The 20,014-nt window shown below is 74.6% G+C and carries 3 protein-coding genes and 1 pseudogene; all 4 read right to left on the minus strand.

The window, feature by feature from the left end; translation table 11 throughout:
• Positions 1–26 precede the first annotated feature (26 nt).
• The 4 genes and pseudogenes from GA0074692_RS34665 to GA0074692_RS10580 all read right to left on the minus strand — a co-directional run bounded on the left by GA0074692_RS34665 (position 27) and on the right by GA0074692_RS10580 (position 20,003).
• Complete coding sequence (locus GA0074692_RS34665) at positions 27–1,955, minus strand: KR domain-containing protein (protein ID WP_176738386.1); 1,929 nt, start codon at positions 1,953–1,955, stop codon at positions 27–29.
• 415 nt (positions 1,956–2,370) lie between these two features.
• A pseudogene (locus GA0074692_RS35905) lies at positions 2,371–5,530 on the minus strand (type I polyketide synthase); the annotation flags it as partial.
• Complete coding sequence (locus tag GA0074692_RS10575; protein WP_091642583.1) at positions 5,523–14,939, minus strand: type I polyketide synthase; 9,417 nt, start codon at positions 14,937–14,939, stop codon at positions 5,523–5,525. The gene GA0074692_RS10575 and the pseudogene GA0074692_RS35905, both read right to left, overlap by 8 nt.
• 69 nt (positions 14,940–15,008) lie before the next feature.
• Positions 15,009–20,003, minus strand: a complete 4,995-nt coding sequence (locus tag GA0074692_RS10580) for a type I polyketide synthase (protein WP_091642587.1) — start codon at positions 20,001–20,003, stop codon at positions 15,009–15,011.
• Between the last annotated feature and the right edge of the window lie 11 nt (positions 20,004–20,014).

Genomic DNA, 20,014 nt, shown 5'->3' on the forward strand with positions numbered 1-20,014 from the left:
CAGGGGCACGGCGTGCCCCGCCGGCCTCACAGATCTCGTCCGGCCAGCCATTCGTGCACGGTCACGCCGAGGTCCGGACCCCGCTCGCCGACCATCGTGAAGTGGTCACCCGCCGCGTCCACCGCCTCGTGCGGGTACGGCCACCGGGAGCGCCACCCGTCCGGCTCGCCGGACCACTCCCCCAGCGGCTCGCTGGCCCGGACCAGCAGCGTGGCCGACTCCATCGGCGCGGGTCGCCAGTCCAGGAACAGGGGAAGGTAGCCGGCCCACGCGGTGGCCCGGTGGTCGTCCATCGGGGTGTACGCGCTGTCCCGCTCGACCATCCCGTCGAGCAGCTGGTTCGTCCAGCCGCCGAGGACCTCGCTGTCGGCCGGGTAGGTGTCCATCAGCACCACCGCCGCCGGCGGCCGGCCCTGGCGCTCCAACTCGCGGGCGAGCACGTTGGCCGCCATCGCGCCACCGGAGTGCCCGGCCAGCACGAAGCGGCCGTCGCCTACCGTGCGCAGCACGGTGTCGGCGTGCACCCGCAGCAGCGCGTCGAGGTCGGCGGGGAGCTCCTCCCCGACCCCGAAGCCCGGGTTGGGCAGTGCCCAGACGTCCCGACGGCCCCGCAGCCCGGCGGCGAACCGGGCGTACTCGTGGGCGCCGGACAGCAGCGACATCGTGCAACAGCAGACCACCGGGGTGCCCGGTCCCTCGGCGAGCCGCAGGATCCCTGCCGGACGGGTGAGCTGTCCAGGCTCGGAGAAGCTGGGCCGGAACTGGGCGAGCTTCACCAGCAGCTCGGCGTACCCGGCGGCGTCCTCGCGTGCCTTCGGCTGCCGGAACAACGCGCCGAGGATCCCGCCCGCACCCTCCGCGGTGACTCCCCCGGCCGGCACGTCCCCGGCCGTGTCGCCGAGGATCCGGCCGAGCAGGTGGCGGGCCAGCTCGGCCGGGGTGGGGTGGTCGAAGAGCAGGGTGGCGGAGAGTTCCGCCCCGGTGCCCTGGTGCAGGGCGTCGCGCAACTCCAACGCGGTCAGCGAGTCGAAGCCCAGCTCGAGGAAGTCCCGGTCGGCCTCGATCGCGCCGGGCGAGGCGTGCCCGAGCACGGTGGCCACGTGCGCCCGGACCAGGTCCAGCAGGATCTGGTACCGGTCGGCAACCGGGACACCGGCCAGCCGGTCCCGCAGGGCACGGGCCGGGTCGGTCGCCGTCCCGGCGGTCCGTCCGGCGGCCCCGTCGAGGCCCGTCGCCTCAGGGACGCCGCGCAGCAGCGGCGCCGGGCGCACGGCGGTGAAGGCCGGCACGAACGCGGACCAGTCGACGTCGGCCACGGCGACGGCGTCGTCGCGTCCGTCGACCGCCCGTAGCAGGGCGTCGGCGGCCACCTCGGGGGCGATCGGCAGAATGCCCCGCCGCCGCAGCTGGTCCGGCTCGGCGACCTCGTCGACCCAGGGCGCCCAGGCCACCACAGTGGCCGGTCGGCCGGCGGCCCGGCGACCGGCGGCCAGGGCCTCCAGCGCGGCGCCGGTGGCGGCGGCGACGGCCGCGCCGCCACTTCCCCAGGTGGCGGCGGTGGAGGTGAAGACCACGAACTCGTCGACGGGTCGGTCGGCGCAGGCAACGTCGAGGGCGGCCACGGCGGCGACCCCCTCGCCGACCGCAGCGCCGAGGTCGCCCGGTTCGACGGCGGCGACCGGGACGCCGGGCCCGGTGGAGTCGACGAGGTGCAGCACGGTGCGCACCGGTGTCCCGGCCACGTCGAGCTGATCCAGCGCCGCCGGCAGTCCGGCGGAATCGGCGACGGTGGCGACCTCGACGCCACCGGCGGCCAGTTCGGCGGTCAGCTCGGCCGATACCGGAACCCCGGCGAGCAGCAGGTGGGTGGCGCCCCACCCGGCCAGCCAGCGCAGCACGTGCGGGCCGCGCACCGCCGCGCCGCCGTGCACCAGCACCGCCCCCGGGGCCGCCACGTTCCGCCGGCAGCGGCCGGAGCACGTTCCAGCCGTCGGGCGTACAGCACACCGGACCGGACGGCCAGTTGGTCCTCCTCGCCACCGGCGGCGGCGATCCGCGCCAGCATGGTGAGGGCCGCCTCGTCGGGGTCGGCCGGCAGGTCCAGCAGGCCGCCCCACAGGCGCGGCTGCTCCAGCGCCAGTACGCGGCCCAGTCCCCAGACAGCGGCCCCGGTCACCTGCGGCGCGGGGTCGTCGCCGTCGACGGCGACCGCGCCGCGCGTGACACACCACAGCCGCGCACCTATCCCGGCGTCGGCGAGGGCGCGGACCAAGCCGGCGGTGCCGGCCAGTGCGGTCCGGTCGCCGAACGCGTCGAGCAGGGACAGCACCCGCAGCGGAATCTCCGGATCCGGGCGGAGCGCGGCCCGCACGGCGCCGGCCAGGTCGTCGCCGGGCCAGACCGGAACGTGGACCGGCGACAGTTTCTCGGCGTGCAACGCCGCAAGCACCCGCTCGACCGGCTCGCCGGCCGGCGCGACCACCAGGCAGGGGCCGGCCAGGGCACCGTCGGACGGCGCGACGACCCGCACCCAGGCGGTGCGGTAACGCAGACCGTCCATTCGGGACGCACGACGGTGCCGGCCCCGGTACGCGGCCAGGGCGGACAGCACCGCGTCGAGCGCCTCCCCCCGGTCGCCGTCGAGGCCGAGCACGGCCGCCAGCGCGGCCCGGTCCCCGCTCTCCGCGGCGGCCCAGAACTCCCGGTCCTCCCCGGCGCCCGCCCGGCCGGGGGCGAGGTCGGGGATGATCGGGTCGGGCCAGTACCGCTCGTGCTGGAAGGCGTACGTCGGCAGCTCGATCCGGACGGCATCGGTGTCGGCGAAGAGTTCGGCCCAGCGCACTTCGCCGCCGCGCAGGTCCACCGCCCCCACCGCGGCGAGCAGACCGGCCACCTCGGCGGAGTCCCGGCGGGCCACCGGCACGAATGCCGCCGCCTCCAGGTCGGGCAGGCACTCCCGGGCCATCGGGGTGAGCGCCGCGTCCGGGCCGATCTCCAGGAACGTCCCGGTTCCCGCGCCGGCCAGGGTGGTGACGCCCCGGTGGAACCGGACGGTGTCCCGGACGTGCTCGACCCAGTAGCCGGGGTCGGTGGCCTCGGCGGCGGTGAGCGGCGCACCGGTGCGGTCGGAGACCAGCGGCACGGTCGGCGGGTGCCAGGTGACCTTTTCGGCGACCACCCGGAAGTCGTCCAGCATGGCGTCCATCCGGGCGGAGTGGAACGCGTGGCTGACCCGTAGCCGGCGGACCTGCCGTCCCTGGGCGGTGAGCAGTTCCCCGGCGGCGAGCACCGCGTCCTCGTCGCCGGAGAGGACCACCGACGCGGGACCGTTCACCGCGGCCAGGGCCACCCGGCCGTCGAGCAGCGGAGCCACCTCGGTCTCGGTGGCCCGGACGGCGAGCATCGCCCCACCGGCGGGCAGCGCCTGCATCAGCCGGGCCCGCGCGGCGACCAGGGCCGCCGCGTCGGGCAGGGACAGCACGCCGGCCACGTGCGCCGCCGCGAGTTCGCCGATCGAGTGCCCGAGCAGGTACGCCGGCCGCAGCCCCCACGAGGTGACCAACCGGTACGCGGCCACCTCGTAGGCGAACAGGGCTGGCTGGGTGAACTCGGTACGGTCCAGCAGCGCGGCCTGCGGGGTGTCCGGGTCGGCGAACACCACCTCGCGCAGCGGGTGGCTGAGGTGCCGGTCGAGTTCGGCGGCGACCTCGTCGAAGGCGGCGGCGAACACGGGGAACCGGCGGTGCAGTTCGGCGCCCATGCCGGCGCGCTGAGCGCCCTGGCCGGTGAACAGGACGGCGAGCTTCCCGGCCGGACGGGCCACCCCGCGCAGCACGCCGGGGGCCGAGCGGTCCTCGGCGACCGCCTGTAGGCCCGCGACCAGCGCGTCGGAGTCGTCGCCGGTGACCACGGCCCGGTGCGGCATCGCCGCCCGGGTGGTGAGCAGCGAGTACGCCACGTCGGACGGACGCAGCCCGGGGTGGGCGGCCAGGTGCTCCAGCAACCGACGGGCCTGTCCGGCCAACGCCGGGGCGGAGCGGGCGGTGACCAGCCAGGGCACGGGCGGGGCGGACGGGCCGGCCGGCGCGGTGCCGGCGGTGTCCTGCGGGGCGGCCTGCTCGATGATGGCGTGCGCGTTGGTGCCGCTGACGCCGAACGCGGAGACACCCGCCCGGCGCGGCCCGCCGCCGTCCGGCCAGGGCATCCGCTCGGTCGCCAGGCGGACCGCGCCGGCGGACCAGTCGACGTGCGGGGTGGGACGGTCGACGTGCAGGGTGGCGGGAAGCACGCCGTGGCGCATCGCCAGCACCATCTTGATCACCCCGGCGACGCCTGCGGCGGCCTGGGTGTGCCCGATGTTCGACTTCACCGACCCGAGCCACAGCGGACGGTCCGCCGGCCGCCCCTGCCCGTAGGTGGCCAGCAGCGCCTGCGCCTCGATCGGGTCACCGAGGGTGGTGCCGGTGCCGTGCGCCTCGACCACGTCCACCTCGGCTGCGGTCAGCCCGGCGTTGGCCAGGGCCCGGGCGATGACCCGCCGCTGGGACGGGCCGTTCGGGGCGGTCAGCCCGCTGCTCGCGCCGTCCTGGTTGACCGCGCTGCCCCGCACCACGGCGAGGATCGGATGCCCGTTGCGGCGGGCGTCGGAGAGCCGCTCCACGAGGAGCATGCCGACCCCCTCGGACCAGCCGGTGCCGTCCGCGGCAGCGGCGAACGACTTGCACCGGCCGTCGGTGGAGAGACCACGCTGGCGGGAGAACTCGACGAACACCGTCGGGGTGGCCATCACCGACACCCCGCCGACGAGGGCGAGGGTGCACTCGCCGGCTCGCAGCGCCTGACCGGCAAGGTGGAGCGCGACCAGCGACGACGAGCAGGCGGTGTCCACGGTGACCGCCGGCCCCTCCAGCCCGAGGGCGTACGCGATCCGACCACTGGCGACGGCGGCGGCGCTACCGGTGCCCAGGTAGCCCTCGACGCCACCGCCGACCCCGGTGAGCAGCGCGGCGTAGTCGCCCTGGCTGCTGGTGGCGGCGTACACGCCGGTCGGCGTGCCGCGCAGCGTGGTGGGGTCGATCCCGGCCCGCTCGAACGCCTCCCAGGCGGTCTCCAGCAGCAGCCGCTGCTGCGGGTCCATGGCGAGGGCCTCGCGGGGCGAGATGCCGAAGAAGGCGGGGTCGAAGTCCCCGGCGTCGGGCAGGAACCCCCCGTCCCGCACGTAGGAGGTGCCCCGGCTGTCCGGGTCGGTGTCGTAGAGCGCGTCGAGGTCCCAGCCGCGGTCGGCGGGAAACGGCGCCATCGCGTCCGTGCCAGCGGTGACCAGGTCCCACAACTGCTCCGGGGACCGGACCCCGCCGGGGAACCGGCAGCTCATGCCGATGATCGCCAGCGGTTCGTTGAGGGCAGCGGTGAGCTGCTGGTTCTGCTTCTTGAGCTTCTGGTTGTCGAGCAGGGACGCGCGCAGCGCGTTGACGACCTCGTCCAGTGAGACGCTCATCGGGGCCTCCTTGCAGCCGGCCGGGTCACGAGTCGGAGCCTTCGAGGGCCAGCCGGACCAGATCGGCGACGTCGAGTTCACGGATCTCGGCCTCCGGCGCGGCCGGCGTGACCGGCGCGGCGGCTGCCGACTGCGGCGCGGCGGTGGTGTCCCCGGCGAGCCGAAGCAACGGGTCGAGCAGGCCGGCCTGGCGCAGCTGGTCCAGCGGGATCGCCGCGAGGGCTCGCCGGACCGTCTCCTCGTCGCCGCCGTCGACCGGCTCGCCCTCGTCGCCGAAGAGCTCCTCGTGCAGGTGATCGGCGAGGTCGGCCGGGGTCGGGTAGTCGAAGACGACCGTGGTGGACAGCTCGTGCCCGGTCTCCGCGCCGAGGAGGTTGCGCAGCTCCACCGCGGTGAGCGAGTCGAACCCGAGGTCCAGGAACCCCCGCTCGGTGTCGACGGCGTCCGCCATGGCGTGGCCGAGGACCTTCGCCGCCGTCACCCGGACCAGCTCCAGCAGGCTGCCACGGCGTTCGGCACCGGGTAGTGGGCGCAGCTCGGCGAGCAGGTCCCGGCCGACGGCCGCGGGGGCTCCGACCGGCTCGGCGGGGCTGGCGGTCAGCTCCCGTACGGCCGGTAGGTCGGCCAGGAGCGGGCTGGGCCGCAGCGCGGTGAACAGCGGGTGGAAGGCGGCCCAATCGATGTCGACGACGGCGACGCAGGTGTCGTCGACGGCGAGGGCGTGCCGCAGCCCGGCCATCGCCACGCCCGGTGGCATCACCCGAAGGCCACGGCGGCGCAGCTGCTCCGGCGCGGCGTCGTCGAACATGCCGGACTCGGTCCACGGGCCCCAGGCCACCGACGTGGCCGGCAGTCCCCGTGCCCGACGCCGCCGGGCGAACGCGTCCAGGTACGCGTTGCCGGCCGCGTACGCCCCCTGCCCGCCGCTGCCCCACACCGCCGCGATCGACGAGAAGAGCACGAACGCGTCCAGCTCGACGCCGTCGAGCAGCTCGTCGAGCAGCTCCGCGCCGACCAGCTTCGGGCCGATGACGTACGCCAGGTCCTCCAGGGTGGTGTCGGCCAGCGGCACCACCTCGCTGACCCCTGCGGCGTGCACCACCGCCCGCAGCGGCGGGCCCTCCCGACGCAGCTCGGCGAGCAGGTCGCTCATCGCGGCCCGGTCGGCGACGTCGGCGCGGGCCACCCGGCAGTCGGTGCCGAGCGCCTCCAGTTCGGCCAGCAGTTCGGTGGCGCCGGGCGTGTCGGTGCCGCGCCGGCTGGTCAGCACCACCCGCTCGGCTCCGGCGGCGGCCACCCAGCGGGCCACGTGCCCCCCGAGCGCGCCGGCGCCGCCGGTGATCAGCACGGTGCCCCGGGGTCGCCACGGCTCGGGTTCCCCGACGGTGCCGGCGGGCCCGAGTCGGCGGACGAACACCTCGTCCTCGCGGACCGCGAGCTGGTCCTCGGCGACGCCGCCGGTGAGGAGGCCGGCGAGCCGGGTCGCCACCGTGCCGTCGATCGTGGCGGGCAGGTCGACCAGACCGGCCCAACGGGCGGACTGCTCCAGCGCCGCCGCCCGGCCCAGCCCCCACAGCGCCGCCTGCCGGGGGCTGGCCGGCGCGTCACCGTCGGCGACTCCGACCGCGCCCCGGGTGGCGCACCAGAGCTGGGCCGCCACGTCGAGGTCGATCATCGCCTGCAGTAACTGCACGGTGGCGGCGAGGCCACGCGGCAGCGCCGGGTGCTCGGCGTGGGCGGCGTCGTCCAGGCCGAGGAAGGACAGGATCGACGCGGGCTGGTCGGTGCGGCCGAGCGCGCCGGACAGCACGCCGGCCAGCTCGTCCGGGTCGGCGGCGGTGTCCACGGGCACGGTGGTCACGTCCGCGCCGAGCGCCCGGACGCAGGCGTCCAGACCGGGGTCGGCGACCAGGGCGGCGGGCAGCAGCACCAGCCAACGCTGCGCCGACGTCGCCGGTGGCGTGGTCGGTGCGACCAGCGGCTGCCAGAGCTCCCGGTAGCGGGCACCGTCCACCAGTGAGCGTTCCCGCCCGCGCCGCCGCCAGGCGGACAGGGCGGGCAGCACCGTGCCGAACGGCTGGTCCCGGTCGACCTCGAGTTCACGCAGCAGCGAGTCGAGGTCCTCGGCCTCGACCGCCGCCCAGAACCGGCTGTCGGTCTCGGCCCGGTCGTCGACCAGGGCGGTGAGCCAGGCGGGCGGTTCGGGCCAGAAGCGCTGCCGGTCGAAGACGTACGTGGGCAGGTCGGCGAGCTGCGGTTGGGCGTCGGCGTAGAGGGCCGACCAGTCCGGCGACCAGCCGTGCGTGTGCAGTGTGGCGACCGCCCGCAGTAGGGCGACCGGCTCCGGACGGTCCCGGCGCAGGGTGGGTACGACCAGCGGGGACCGGTCGCCGGCCGACCCGCCGTCGGCGAGGACGGCCTGGGTGAGGGCGGTGAGCACCCCGTCCGGGCCAACCTCCACGAACCCGGTGCAGCCCTGCCGGCGCAGTGCGTTGACCGCGTCGGCGAAGCGCACCGCGCCCCGGGCGTGCCGCACCCAGTACCCCGCCGCGCCCAGCTCCGCCGCGTCCACCGGTGCACCGGTGACCGTGGAGACCAGCGGGATGGCCGGGGCGTGGTGCGACAGCCGCGCGGCGACGGCGGCGAGGTCGTCGAGCACCGGGTCCATCAGCGGACTGTGGAACGCGTGGCTGACCGCCAACCGGCGGGTCCGTACGCCCCGCGCGGCCCATTCGGCGGCCAACTCCTCGACGGCGTCGGCCGCGCCGGAGAGCACGACTGCGGTGGGGCCGTTCACGGCGGCCACGCAGACCCGGTCGGCGCGGTCGCCGAGGCTGGCGAGCACGTCGGCCTCGGGCGCGGCGACGGCGAGCATCGCCCCGCCGTCGGGCAGCGCCTGCATGAGCCGCCCCCGGGCGGCGACCAGTTCGGCGGCGTCGGCCAGGGTGAGCACCCCGGCGGCGTGGGCGGCGGCGAACTCGCCGATGGAGTGGCCGGCGACCGCGTCGGGACGCAGGCCCCACGCGGTGAGCAGCCGGAACAGCGCCACCTCGACGGCGAAGATCGCCGGCTGGGTGAACTCGGTGCGGTCCAGCAGGTCGGCCTCGGCCGTGCTGGCCTCGGCGAACATCACCTCGCGCAGCGGTCGGGGCAGGTGCGGGTCGAGGACCGCGCAGACCTCGTCCAGTGCGGCGGCGAAGACCGGGTACGCCCCGGCCAGCTCACGGCCCATCCCGGGTCGCTGCGCCCCCTGACCGGAGAAGAGGTACGCCACCTTCGGCGAACCGGTGGACGCCCCGGTGACCAGCAGCGCGGAGTCGTCGCCGGCCGCCAGCGCGCACAGCCCGGCGCGCAGGTCCTCCCGGTCGGCGGCGAGCACGACCGCCCGGTGCTCCAGAGCGGCCCGGGACGCCGCCGACGACCAGCCGACGTCGACCAGCGGCGGCGCCTCCGGCCCGGTGAGCCGGTCGGCCCACGGCCCGGCCTGGGCCGCCAGCGACGCGGCGGTCCGCGCGGACAGCAGCACCGGCACCAGCGGCAGCTCGGCCGAGGACTCGACGGGCACGGCCGGTTCCGGGGCCTGTTCGATGATGGTGTGGGCGTTGGTGCCGCTGATCCCGAAGGAGGAGACGGCGGCACGGCGCGGCCGGCCGGTCAGCGGCCAGGGCCGGCCATCGGTGAGCAGCTCGACCGCGCCGACGCTCCAGTCCACCTGGTCGGTGGGCTCGTCGACGTGCAGGGTCGGTGGCAGGTACCCGTTGCGCAGGGCGAGGACCATCTTGATGATCCCGGCGACGCCTGCGGCGGCCTGGGTGTGGCCGATGTTCGACTTGATCGACCCGAGCCAGAGCGGCTGGTCGGCCGGGCGGTCCTGTCCGTAGGTGGCGAGCAGCGCCTGGGCCTCGATCGGGTCGCCGAGCCGGGTGCCGGTGCCGTGCGCCTCCACGGCGTCCACGTCGGCGGCGCCGAGCCGGGCGTTGGCCAACGCCTGCCGGATGACCCGCTGCTGCGCGGGGCCGTTCGGCGCCGTCAGGCCGTTCGAGGCGCCGTCCTGGTTGACCGCGCTGCCCCGGATCACCGCGAGCACCGGGTGACCGTTGCGCCGGGCGTCGCTGAGCCGCTCCACCAGGAGCATGCCGGCCCCCTCGCCCCAGCTCGTCCCGTCGGCGGCGGCGGCGAACGCCTTGACCCGGCCGTCCGGGGCCAGCCCTCGCTGCCGGCTGAAGCCGACGAACACGCCCGGGGTGGCCATCACGGTGACCCCGCCGACCAGGGCGAGCGAGCACTCGGCGGAACGCAGCGCCTGACAGGCCCAGTGCAACGCCACCAGCGACGAGGAGCAGGCGGTGTCCACCGAGACGGCCGGCCCTTCCAGCCCGAGGGTGTAGGACACCCGCCCGGAGAGCACGCTGCCGGCGTTGCCGGTCATCAGATGACCCTCGGCACCCTCGGCACCGATCATCAAGTTCCGGTAGTCCTGGTAGTTGGTGCCGACGAAGACGCCGGTGGAGCTGCCCCGCAACGCCTGCGGGTCGATGCCGGCCCGCTCGATCGCCTCCCAGGAGGTCTCCAGCAGCAGCCGCTGCTGCGGGTCCATGGCGAGGGCCTCGCGCGGGCTGATGCCGAAGAAGCCGGCGTCGAACTCGGCGACCCCGGGGACGAAGGCGCCCTGGCGGGCGTAGCTGGTGCCCTCGTTGGCGGGGTCGGCGTCGAAGAGCCGGTCGAGGTCCCAGCCCCGGTCGGTGGGGAAATCCCCAACCGCGTCGCCGCCGGCAGCGAGCAGCTGCCACAGCCGCTCGGGGGTGTCCGCCCCACCCGGGAACCGGCAGCTCATCGCGACGATAGCGAGGGGTTCGTCGGACACAGCCGCCGCGACGGGCGCGCTCGTGTCGACGGCCTTCCCGGTAAGCAGTTCGTCGAGGTGCGCAGCGAGCACCGTCGGGTTCGGGTAGTCGAAGGCGAGAGTGGCCGGCAGCCGCAGACCGGTCGCGGTGGCGAGAAGGTTGCGCATGTCCACCGCGGTCAGTGAGTCCAGTCCCAGGTCCCGGAACGGGCGGCTGGCGGGAACGTCGTCGGCCGCCCCGTAGCCCAGGGCAGTGGCCGCGCACTGCCGGACCAGGTCCCGCAGCTCCGCGTTCCGCTCGGTCGAGCTGAGCCTGGCGAGCCGCTGGGCGAGCGCCGACGGCGTGTCCTCCGGCGCCCCGGTCGGCTGGTCCGCCGCGCGGGCCAACTGCCGCACTTCCGACAGGTCGCCGATCAGCGGGCTGGGTCGGACCAGGGCGAACGCCGGGGCGAACCGGGTCCAGTCGATGTCGGCGATCACTGTGCTGGTCTCGCCACGCCGCAGGGCCCGGGCCAGCGCCTCCACGGCGAGGTCGGGGTCCATGGCGACCATGCCGCCGCGCTGGAGCCGCTGCCGGGCGCGCTCGTTCTCGGCGGGCAAACCCGCCCCGCTCCAGGCGCCCCAGGCAACGGAGAGCGCGGGGCACCCCTCAGCCCGACGCCGCTCGGCGAGGGCGTCGAGGTGGGCGTTCGCCGCCCCGTAGGCGCCCTGCCCGGCGTTGCCGGTGGTGCCGGCGACCGACGAGAACAGGACGAAGGCGTCCAGGTCGAGGTCCCGGGTCAGCTCGTCCAGGTGCTCGGCGGCGGTGCACTTGGGGGCCGCGACGTTGTGCAGCCGGGCCGGGGTGACGGTGTCGACGACGCCGTCGTCGAGGACGGCGGCGGTGTGCAGCACGGCGCGCAGCGGGGCGTCGTCGGGCGTGGCCGCCAGCAGGGCGGCGAGCTGCGTCCGGTCGGTGACGTCGCAGTGCGCCACGGTGACGCGGACGCCCAGTTCGGTCAGCTCCGCCACAAGGTCGGCGGCGCCCGGGGCGTCCGGGCCGCGTCGACTGGCCAGCAGGACGTGCGCCGCGCCGGAGCGGGCCGCCCAGCGGGCCATGTGTCCGCCGAGTCCGCCGGTGCCGCCGGTGATCAGCACCGTGCCGCGCATCCGCCAGCCGCCGGCACCCGCGTCGGTGCTGGCCGGCTCGGGTTCGGTGATCCGGGTGAGGCGGCGGACGAGGACGCCGGTGTCCCGGACAGCGATCTGGTCCTCGCCGCCGCTGTCGCCGAGGACCGCACAGAGCCGCGCGCCGCTCCCCGCATCGAGGACGGTGGGCAGGTCGACGAGTCCACCCCAGCGGCCGAGGTGTTCGAGCGCGACGGCCCGGCCGAATCCCCAGACGGCGGCGGCCGCCGGGCTCGGCGGCACATCGTCGGCACCGACGGCGACCGCCTGTCGAGTGGCGCACCACAGCGGGGCCTCCACACCCAGCGCGCCGAGCGCCTGCACCAGCTGGGCGGTTCCGGTGACGCCGAGCGGGCTCGCCGGGTGCTCCGGGTGGGCCCGTTCGTCGAGGCCGAGCAGGGAGAGCACGGCGGCGGGGCCGTCGGCGGGAAGGGCCGCGCGCAGCCGGTCGGTGAACGCCGCCTGCTCGTCGGTCACGTCCAACAGCACGGGTACGACGTCCGCGCCGACGTTGCCGAGCGCCCCCAGCACCCCGGAGACCAGCGGGTCCTCGGCGAGCGCGGCGGGCACCGGGACGAGCCAGGCGCCGGAGAGCCGAGTCAGCGGCAGGTCGGGCAGTACCTTCCAGGTGACCCGGTAGCGCCACCGGTCGAGGTCGGGCTTCCCGTCGCCCTGGCTGACGAAGAGTGGCGGCGCCGGCCAGTAGCGTTGGTGGTCGAAGGCGTAGGTCGGCAGGTCGACGGTCGCCGTCTCCGCCAGGACCCGGGTCAGGTCGACCGGCAGGCCGATCGTGTACGCGGTGGCGAGACTGGTCAGCAGTCGGGCGGCGTCGTCGTCACCCCGCCGCAACGTCCCCAGCGTGTGCCCAGTGACACCGGCGTCATCCAGGATCGCGGTCGCCGGCATGGTGAGCACCGGATGCGGAGAGATCTCCACGAACGTGGTGTGGCCCGCCTCGACCGCAACCCGGACAGCCGGGTCGAACAACACCGTCTGCCGCAGGTTCTCGTACCAGTACTCCGCCCCCATGCTCTCCGGGACCACCCACTCCCCGGTCAGCGTGGAGACGAGCCGGACGTGCCCCGGCCGAGGCGTGACGTCCGCCAGATCCGCACGCAACCGCTCGGCGACCTCCTGCACCGCCGGCGAATGCGACGCGTAGTCCACCGGGATGACCCGCGCCCGCACCCGGTCGGCCTGGCACGCGGCCACCAGATCCGCCACCGGCTGGGGCGGACCCGACACCACCACCGTCGACGGCCCGTTCACCGCCGCCACACCCACACCCACAAACAGCGGTAGCCGCTCGGCGACCGCGTCGGCGGACAGGTCGACAGACGCCATCGCCCCGGTTCCCCGCAACACGGCAAGGGCACGCGACCGCAACGCGACGGTCTTCGCCGCGTCCTCCAAGGACAGGATTCCTGCCACGCAGGCCGCGCCGATCTCACCCTGCGAGTGACCGACCACGGCCGCCGGGCTGACCCCGACGTGCTCCCAGACGGCAGCCAGGGCAATGCCGACAGCCCACAAGACCGGCTGCACGACCTCGACCCGCTCCAACCACGACTCGTCGTCACCGGTCAACACCGAGACAAGATCCAGTGCCAGATACGGGGCGAGGGCCCGCTGGCATTCGGCCAGCCGCGCGTCGAACACCGGCACCCGGCCCACCAGACCAGCAGCCATACCCGCCGACTGCGCACCCTGACCGGGGAACACGAACACCGGACCGGAGTTCGAAGCGGTACCCCTGACCAGGTTCCCCGCCGGCAGACCCGACGCCAGCGCGTCCAGCCCCGCGAGGAGATCCGCCTCGCCCGCGCCGACGACTGCGGCACGCTGGTCGAGGCTCGCGCGGGTGGTCGCCAGGGACCAGGCCAGCGCGGAGACATCCGTCTGGTCCTGCGCGCGCACGTGCGCGGCGAGGCGGGCGGCCTGACCGGCCAGTGCGTTCTCCGTCCGCGCCGACACCGGCCAGACGGTCACGTCCGAGCCGACCAGGCCGGGAGTCCGGTGGCGGGTCTCGGTCGCCTCGTCGACGGACTCGTCGGCCTGCTCGATGATCACGTGGGCGTTGGTACCGGAGATGCCGAACGACGACACCGCCGCCCGACGCGGCCGGTCCACCACCGGCCACGGCCGCGCCCCGGTGACCAGCTCCACCGCACCCGACGACCAGTCGACATGCGGCGACGGCTCATCCACATGCAACGACGCCGGCACCACACCGTGCCGCATCGCCTGCACCACCTTGATCACACCAGCGACGCCGGCAGCGGCCTGGGTGTGCCCGATGTTCGACTTGACCGAGCCCAGCAGCACCGGGGCGGCGTCCCCCCGGTCCTGCCCGTACGTGGCCAGCAGTGCCTGCGCCTCGATCGGATCCCCGAGCGTCGTACCCGTGCCGTGCGCCTCGACCACGTCCACGTCGGCGGTGGAGAGCCGGGCCGAGGTGAGCGCCTGACTGATGACCCGCTGCTGCGCGGGCCCGTTGGGGGCGGTGAGCCCATTGGACGCCCCGTCCTGGTTGACCGCACTTCCCCGGACCACCGCCAGCACCCGGTGGCCGTTGCGGCGGGCATCCGACAGCCGCTCCACCAACAGCCAGCCGACCCCCTCCGAGAAGCCGGCACCGTCGGCGGCGGCGGAGAACGACTTGCACCGCCCGTCGGGGGACAGGGCACGCTGTCGGCTCGACCCGACCAGGAGGCCGGGGGTCGCCATCACGGTGACGCCACCGGCCAGGGCCAGTTCGCACTCTCCCGCCCGCAGCGCCTGCACGGCGAGGTGCAGGGCCACCAGCGAAGAGGAACAGGCGGTGTCGATCGACACGGCTGGCCCCTCGAGCCCCAGCGTGTACGACACCCGCCCGGAGGCGACGGCCGCCGCCCCTCCGGTCATCGAGTGGCCCTCGTCCCCGTCGGGCGACATCATCAGCAGGGTGCCGTAGTCCTGCCCGTTGGTGCCGACGAACACGCCCGTCCGGCTGCCGCGCAGGGAGCCGGGATCGATGCCGGCGGACTCGACCATCTCCCAGGCCGTCTCGAGCAGCAGCCGCTGCTGCGGGTCCATGGTGAGCGCCTCGCGCGGCGAGATACCGAAGAAGCGGGCGTCGAAGTCGCCGGCTCCGTCGATGAACCCACCCTCCCGGGCATACGAGGTGCCCGGGTTGTCGGGGTCGGGGTGGTAGAGCCGCTCCAGGTCCCAGCCCCGGTCGTCGGGAAACGGCGTGACGCCGTCCCGGCCGTCCCGCAGCAGGTCCCACAGGTCGTCCGGGTTGCGTACCCCGCCGGGCAGCCGGCAGCTCATCGCCACGATCGCCACCGGCTCCAGTTCCTGGGACTGGACCTCGCTGAGCCGGCGACGGGTGTCGTGGAGATCAGCCATGACCCGCTTGAGGTAGTCGCGGAGCTTGTCTTCATTGCCCATGTCGGAGCCGCTTCCTCGCAGGGGACGGAGAGAGCCGGAGTGGGGGTGGCGGGAGAGAGCCGGAGCGGGTCAGGAGATACCGAGGTCCTTGTCCACCATCGCGAACAGTTCGTCGTCGGTGGCGTCGTCGAGGTGCCGGCCGATCTCGCCGCCGCCACCGCCCTGGCCGAGCCGCGAGAGCATCGCCTGGAGGCGGACGGTGGCCCGGACCCGGGCCGCCTCGTCCCGCGCCACCACGTCGAGGCTGTCGGCGATGCGGTCGAGGTCGTCGAGGAGCACGGTCGGGGTGACCACGTCCTCCTGCGCCACCTCGGCGAAGAGGTACTCGGCAAGGGTGGTCGGCGTCGGGTAGTCGAAGACCAGGGTGACCGGAAGCGCCACTCCGGTCGCCACACCGAGCCGGTTACGCAACTCGACGGCAGTGACGGAGTCGAACCCCAGTTCCCGGAACGCCCGGTGTTCCTCGACCGACTCGGCCGAGGCGTAGTTGAGCACGGCGGCGACCTGACCACGGACCAACGCGAGCAGCGCGGCCATCCGATCAGCGGCGGGCAGACCGGCGAGCCGGTCCCGCAACGACTCGGGACCGTCGGGAACCTCGGCACCGCCGGCGCGTTCGGTGGTCTGGAGCCGACGGACGTCCGGCAGGTCGCTGATCAACGGGCCGGGACGGGTCGCGGTGAAGGCGACGGCGAACCGCTCCCAGGCGATGTCGGCGATGGTGAGGGCCGGCTCGCCGTGGTCCACCGCCTGGTGCAGGGCGGTGATCGCGGCCTCCGGGGACATCTCCGGGACGCCGTGCCGGTGCAGCAGCTCACCGAAGGGGCCGTCGGCCATGCCGCCGCCGGCCCAGGCGCCCCAGGCGACGGAGGTGGCGGGCATGCCGAGGCCGCGCCGGTGCTGGGAGAGCGCGTCGAGGAAGGCGTTGCTCGGCGCGTAGTTGCCGACACCGGAACTGGCCACGGAGCCGGCGAAGGACGAGAACATGACGAACGCGGAGAGGTCCAGGCCGAGGGTCAGCTCGTGCAGGTGGTACGCGACGTCGACCTTGGCCTGGAGAACCCGTTGGATCTGGTCGATCCGGATGTCGTTGATCATGGCGTCGTCCAGCACCGCGCAGGCGTGCACGACCGTGGTGAGCGGGTACTCGGCGGGAATACCGTCGATCAGCTCGGCCAGGGCGTCCCGGTCTGCGGCGTCGCAGGCGACGACGGAGGCCCGGGCTCCCAACGCGGTGATGTCGTCGACCAACTGCTGTGCACCCGGCGCGGCCATGCCCCGCCGGCTGACGACGACGATGTTCTCCACTCCGCTGCGGGCCAGCCAGCGGGCGGCGTGCCCGCCGAGGGCGCCGGTGCCGCCGGTGACCAGGGCCGTACCGGAGGGCTCCCACGGGTTGACGGGTTGACTGTCCCCGAGCGGGACCCGGGTGAGACGCCGGGCGAGCACCCCGCCCGGTCGTACCGCGATCTGGTCCTCCTCGCCTGCGGTGGTAAGAGCCGCGACGAGCAGGTCGGCCGAGCGTTCCTCGACCGCCTCGGGAAGGTCGACGAGGCCACCCCAGCGTTGCGGGTGCTCCAGCGCGGCGACCCGACCGAAGCCCCAGACCAGCGACTGCATCGGCGCCCGCAGGAGGTCGGCGCGGCCGACGGAGACGGCACCGGAGGTGACGCTCCACATCGGGGCGGACAGGCCGATGTCGCCGAGAGCCTGGAAGAGGGCGACGGTGGCGGCGAAGCCGCCGGGCACGGAGGGGTGCAGCGGGTGAACCAGTTCGTCGAAGGCCAGCAGCGACACCACACCGGTCACCTCGGCCTGCCCGCCGTCGGCACCGGCACCGGCGGTGAGGGCCTCCCGCAGAAGCTTGCCGAGCAGGTCACGGTCGACGTCGGTGGCGCTGACGGGAACCGGTAGGAGGTTCGCGCCGGCGGCAGCGCACGCCTCGACGCAGGCGTCCTGCCAGGGCTCGACGATGTCACCGGTCGGCATCACCACGACCCAGGTGCCGCCCATACCCCGATTGGCGACGCCGGTCAGCGGCTTCCAGGTGTCCTGGTAGCGCCAACTGTCGATGTCGGACTGCCTGCGGCGCTGCCGCCGCCACGAGGTGAGCAGCGGCAGGGCGGGCCGCAGCGCGTCGACGGCCTGGTCGGTGGGAATCTCCCCCGCGGCCAGCACGTCGGCGAGCGCGGTCAGATCGCCGCGTTCCACCGCCGTCCAGAAGCCGGCGTCACTGGGATCGGTGGCACCCTGGACGAAGCTCTCCAGGTTGAGTCCGCCGCTGCCGTCCAGCCAGTAGTGCTGGTGCTCGAAGGCGTAGGTGGGCAGGTCGACGGTCGCCGTCTCGGCGAGGACCCGGGTCAGGTCGACCGGCAGACCGATCGTGTATGCCGTGCCCAGGCTGGTCAGCAGCCGGGCCGGGTCGTCCTCACCCCGCCGCAACGTACCGAGGGTGTGCCCGGTGACACCGGCATCGTCCAGAATCGCGGTCACCGGCATCGTCAACACCGGATGCGGGGAGATCTCCACGAACGTCGTGTGCCCCGCCTCGACCGCGACGCGGACGGCCGGGTCGAAGAGCACCGTCTGCCGCAGGTTCTCGTACCAGTAGCCGGCACCCATGCTCTCCGGGACGATCCACTCCCCGGTCAGCGTGGACACCAACCGGACATGCCCCGCCCGGGGCGTGACATCGGCCAGATCCGTCCGGAGCTGCTCCGCGACCTCCTGCACCGCCGAAGAGTGCGACGCGTAGTCCACCGGAATGATCCGCGCCCGCACACCATCGGCCTGACACGCCGCGACAAGGTCCGCCACCGGCTGCGGCGGACCCGACACGACGACGGTCGACGGGCCGTTCACCGCCGCCACACCCACACCCACGAACAGCGGCAGCCGCTCCGCAACGGCATCGGCGGACAGGTCCACCGACGCCATCGCCCCCGTACCCCGCAACACCGCCAGAGCACGCGACCGCAACGCCACCGTCTTCGCCGCATCCTCCAAGCTCAGGATGCCCGCAACACAGGCCGCGCCGATCTCACCCTGCGAATGACCGATCACCACCGCCGGAGTCACGCCCACGTGCTCCCACACGGCGGCCAGAGCGATGCCGACAGCCCACAGCACCGGCTGGACGACCTCCACCCGCTCCAACCACGACCCGTCGTCACCGGTCAACACGGAGACCAGGTCGACGTCCAGGTGCGGCGCGAGGGCCCGCTGACACTCAGCCAGCCGGGCGTCGAACACCGGAACCCGACCCACCAGACCGGACGCCATCCCCGCCGACTGCGCACCCTGACCCGGGAACACGAACACCGGACCGGCAGACGAACCCGCAGCCGCACCCAACAGCACGTTCCCCGCCGGCAGACCCGACGCCACCGCGTCCAGACCCGTGAGAAGCGTGTCGGTGTCCGCGCCGACCACGACGGCCCGCTGGTCGAACGTCGACCGAGTGGCCAGCAGCGACCAGCCGACCGCCGCCGGGTCCAGGTCGCCCTGCTCACGCACGTACATGGCCAGACGGCCCGCCTGGCCGGCGAGCGCGCCCCGGGACCGCGCGGACACCGGCCACACGGTCAGGTCCGAGGCGACCAGACCTGGCCGGTACGCGGACGCGGTGGTTCCGGTGTCGTCCCTGTCCGCCTGCTCGGGGGCGGTGGTGGTGCCGGACGGCCGGTACTCCTCGACGATCACGTGGGCGTTGGTGCCGCTGACGCCGAACGAGGAGACACCACCCCGGCGGGGCCGGTCCAGTTCCGGCCACGACCGACGTTCGGTGAGCAGCGAGACCGCCCCGGCGGACCAGTCCACGTGCGGGGACGGCGCGTCGACGTGCAGGGTCTCCGGCATCACGCCGTTGCGCACCGCCATCACCATCTTCACCAGACCGGCGACGCCGGCGGCGCTCTGGGTGTGGCCGATGTTCGACTTCACCGAGCCGAGCCAGAGCGGCCGGTCGGCGGGGCGGTCCTGTCCGTAGGTGGCGAGCAGCGCCTGCGCCTCGATCGGGTCGCCGAGGGTGGTGCCCGTGCCGTGCGCCTCCACCATGTCGACGTCGGCGGTGCCGAGCCGGGCGTTGGCGAGGGCCTGCCGGATCACCCGCTGCTGGGACGGGCCGTTGGGGGCGGTGAGGCCGTTGGACGCGCCGTCCTGGTTGAGGGCGCTGCCCCGGATCACGGCGAGGATCGGGTGGCCGTTGCGTTCGGCGTCGGCGAGCCGCTCCAGGACGAGCACACCGCCGCCCTCGCCCCAGCCGGTGCCGTCCGCGCCCGCCGCGAACGCCTTGCACCGCCCGTCGACGGACATGCCGCGCTGCCGGGAGAAGACGACGAAGACACCGGGGGTGGCCATCACGGTGACGCCACCGGCGATGGCCAGGTCGCACTCCCGGCGGCGCAGCGCGGTGGCCGCGAGATGCAGGGCGACCAGGGACGACGAGCAGGCGGTGTCGACGGTGACGGCCGGGCCGTTGAGACCGAGGGTGAACGAGATCCGGCCGGAGGCGACGCTGGTGGTGTTGCCGGTGCCGAGGTACATGTCGACGCCCTCGGGCACGTTCGGCAGACCCATGCCGTAGTTGGACGTGCTGAGCCCGACGAAGACGCCGGTCTGGCTGCCCCGCAGGGAGAGCGGGTCGATGCCGGCCCGCTCGACCGCCTCCCAGGACGTCTCCAGCAGCAGTCGCTGCTGCGGGTCCATCGCGAGGGCCTCGCGCGGGGAGATCCCGAACAGGGACGCGTCGAAGTCACCGGCGGAGTCGAGGAAGCCGCCCACCCGGGTGTAGCTCTTGCCCGGCTTGTTGGGGTCGGGGTCGTAGAGCGACTCCAGGTCCCAGCCCCGGTCGTCTGGGAACTCGGTGAGGGCGTCCCGGCCGTCGGCGACGAGGTCCCACAGGTCCTCGGGCGAGCGGACGCCGCCGGGGAACCGGCAGCTCATCGACACGATGGCGAGAGGTTCCTGGTCCCGGGCCTCGACGGTCTGCAGCTTGCGCTTCGTGTCGTGCAGATCGGCGGTCACCCGCTTGAGGAAGTACCGCAGCTTGTCGTCGTCGCTCATCGGGCCGCACC

Origin of the sequence: Micromonospora pallida (genome assembly GCF_900090325.1) — a bacterium.
Classification (GTDB): Bacteria; Actinomycetota; Actinomycetes; order Mycobacteriales; family Micromonosporaceae; genus Micromonospora; species Micromonospora pallida.

Excerpts from the sequence above, each read along its gene's own strand:
- GA0074692_RS10575 (WP_091642583.1), bottom strand. The coding sequence starts at position 14,939 with ATGGGCAATGAAGACAAGCTCCGCGACTACCTCAAGCGGGTCATGGCT.
- GA0074692_RS10580 (WP_091642587.1), bottom strand. The coding sequence starts at position 20,003 with ATGAGCGACGACGACAAGCTGCGGTACTTCCTCAAGCGGGTGACCGCC.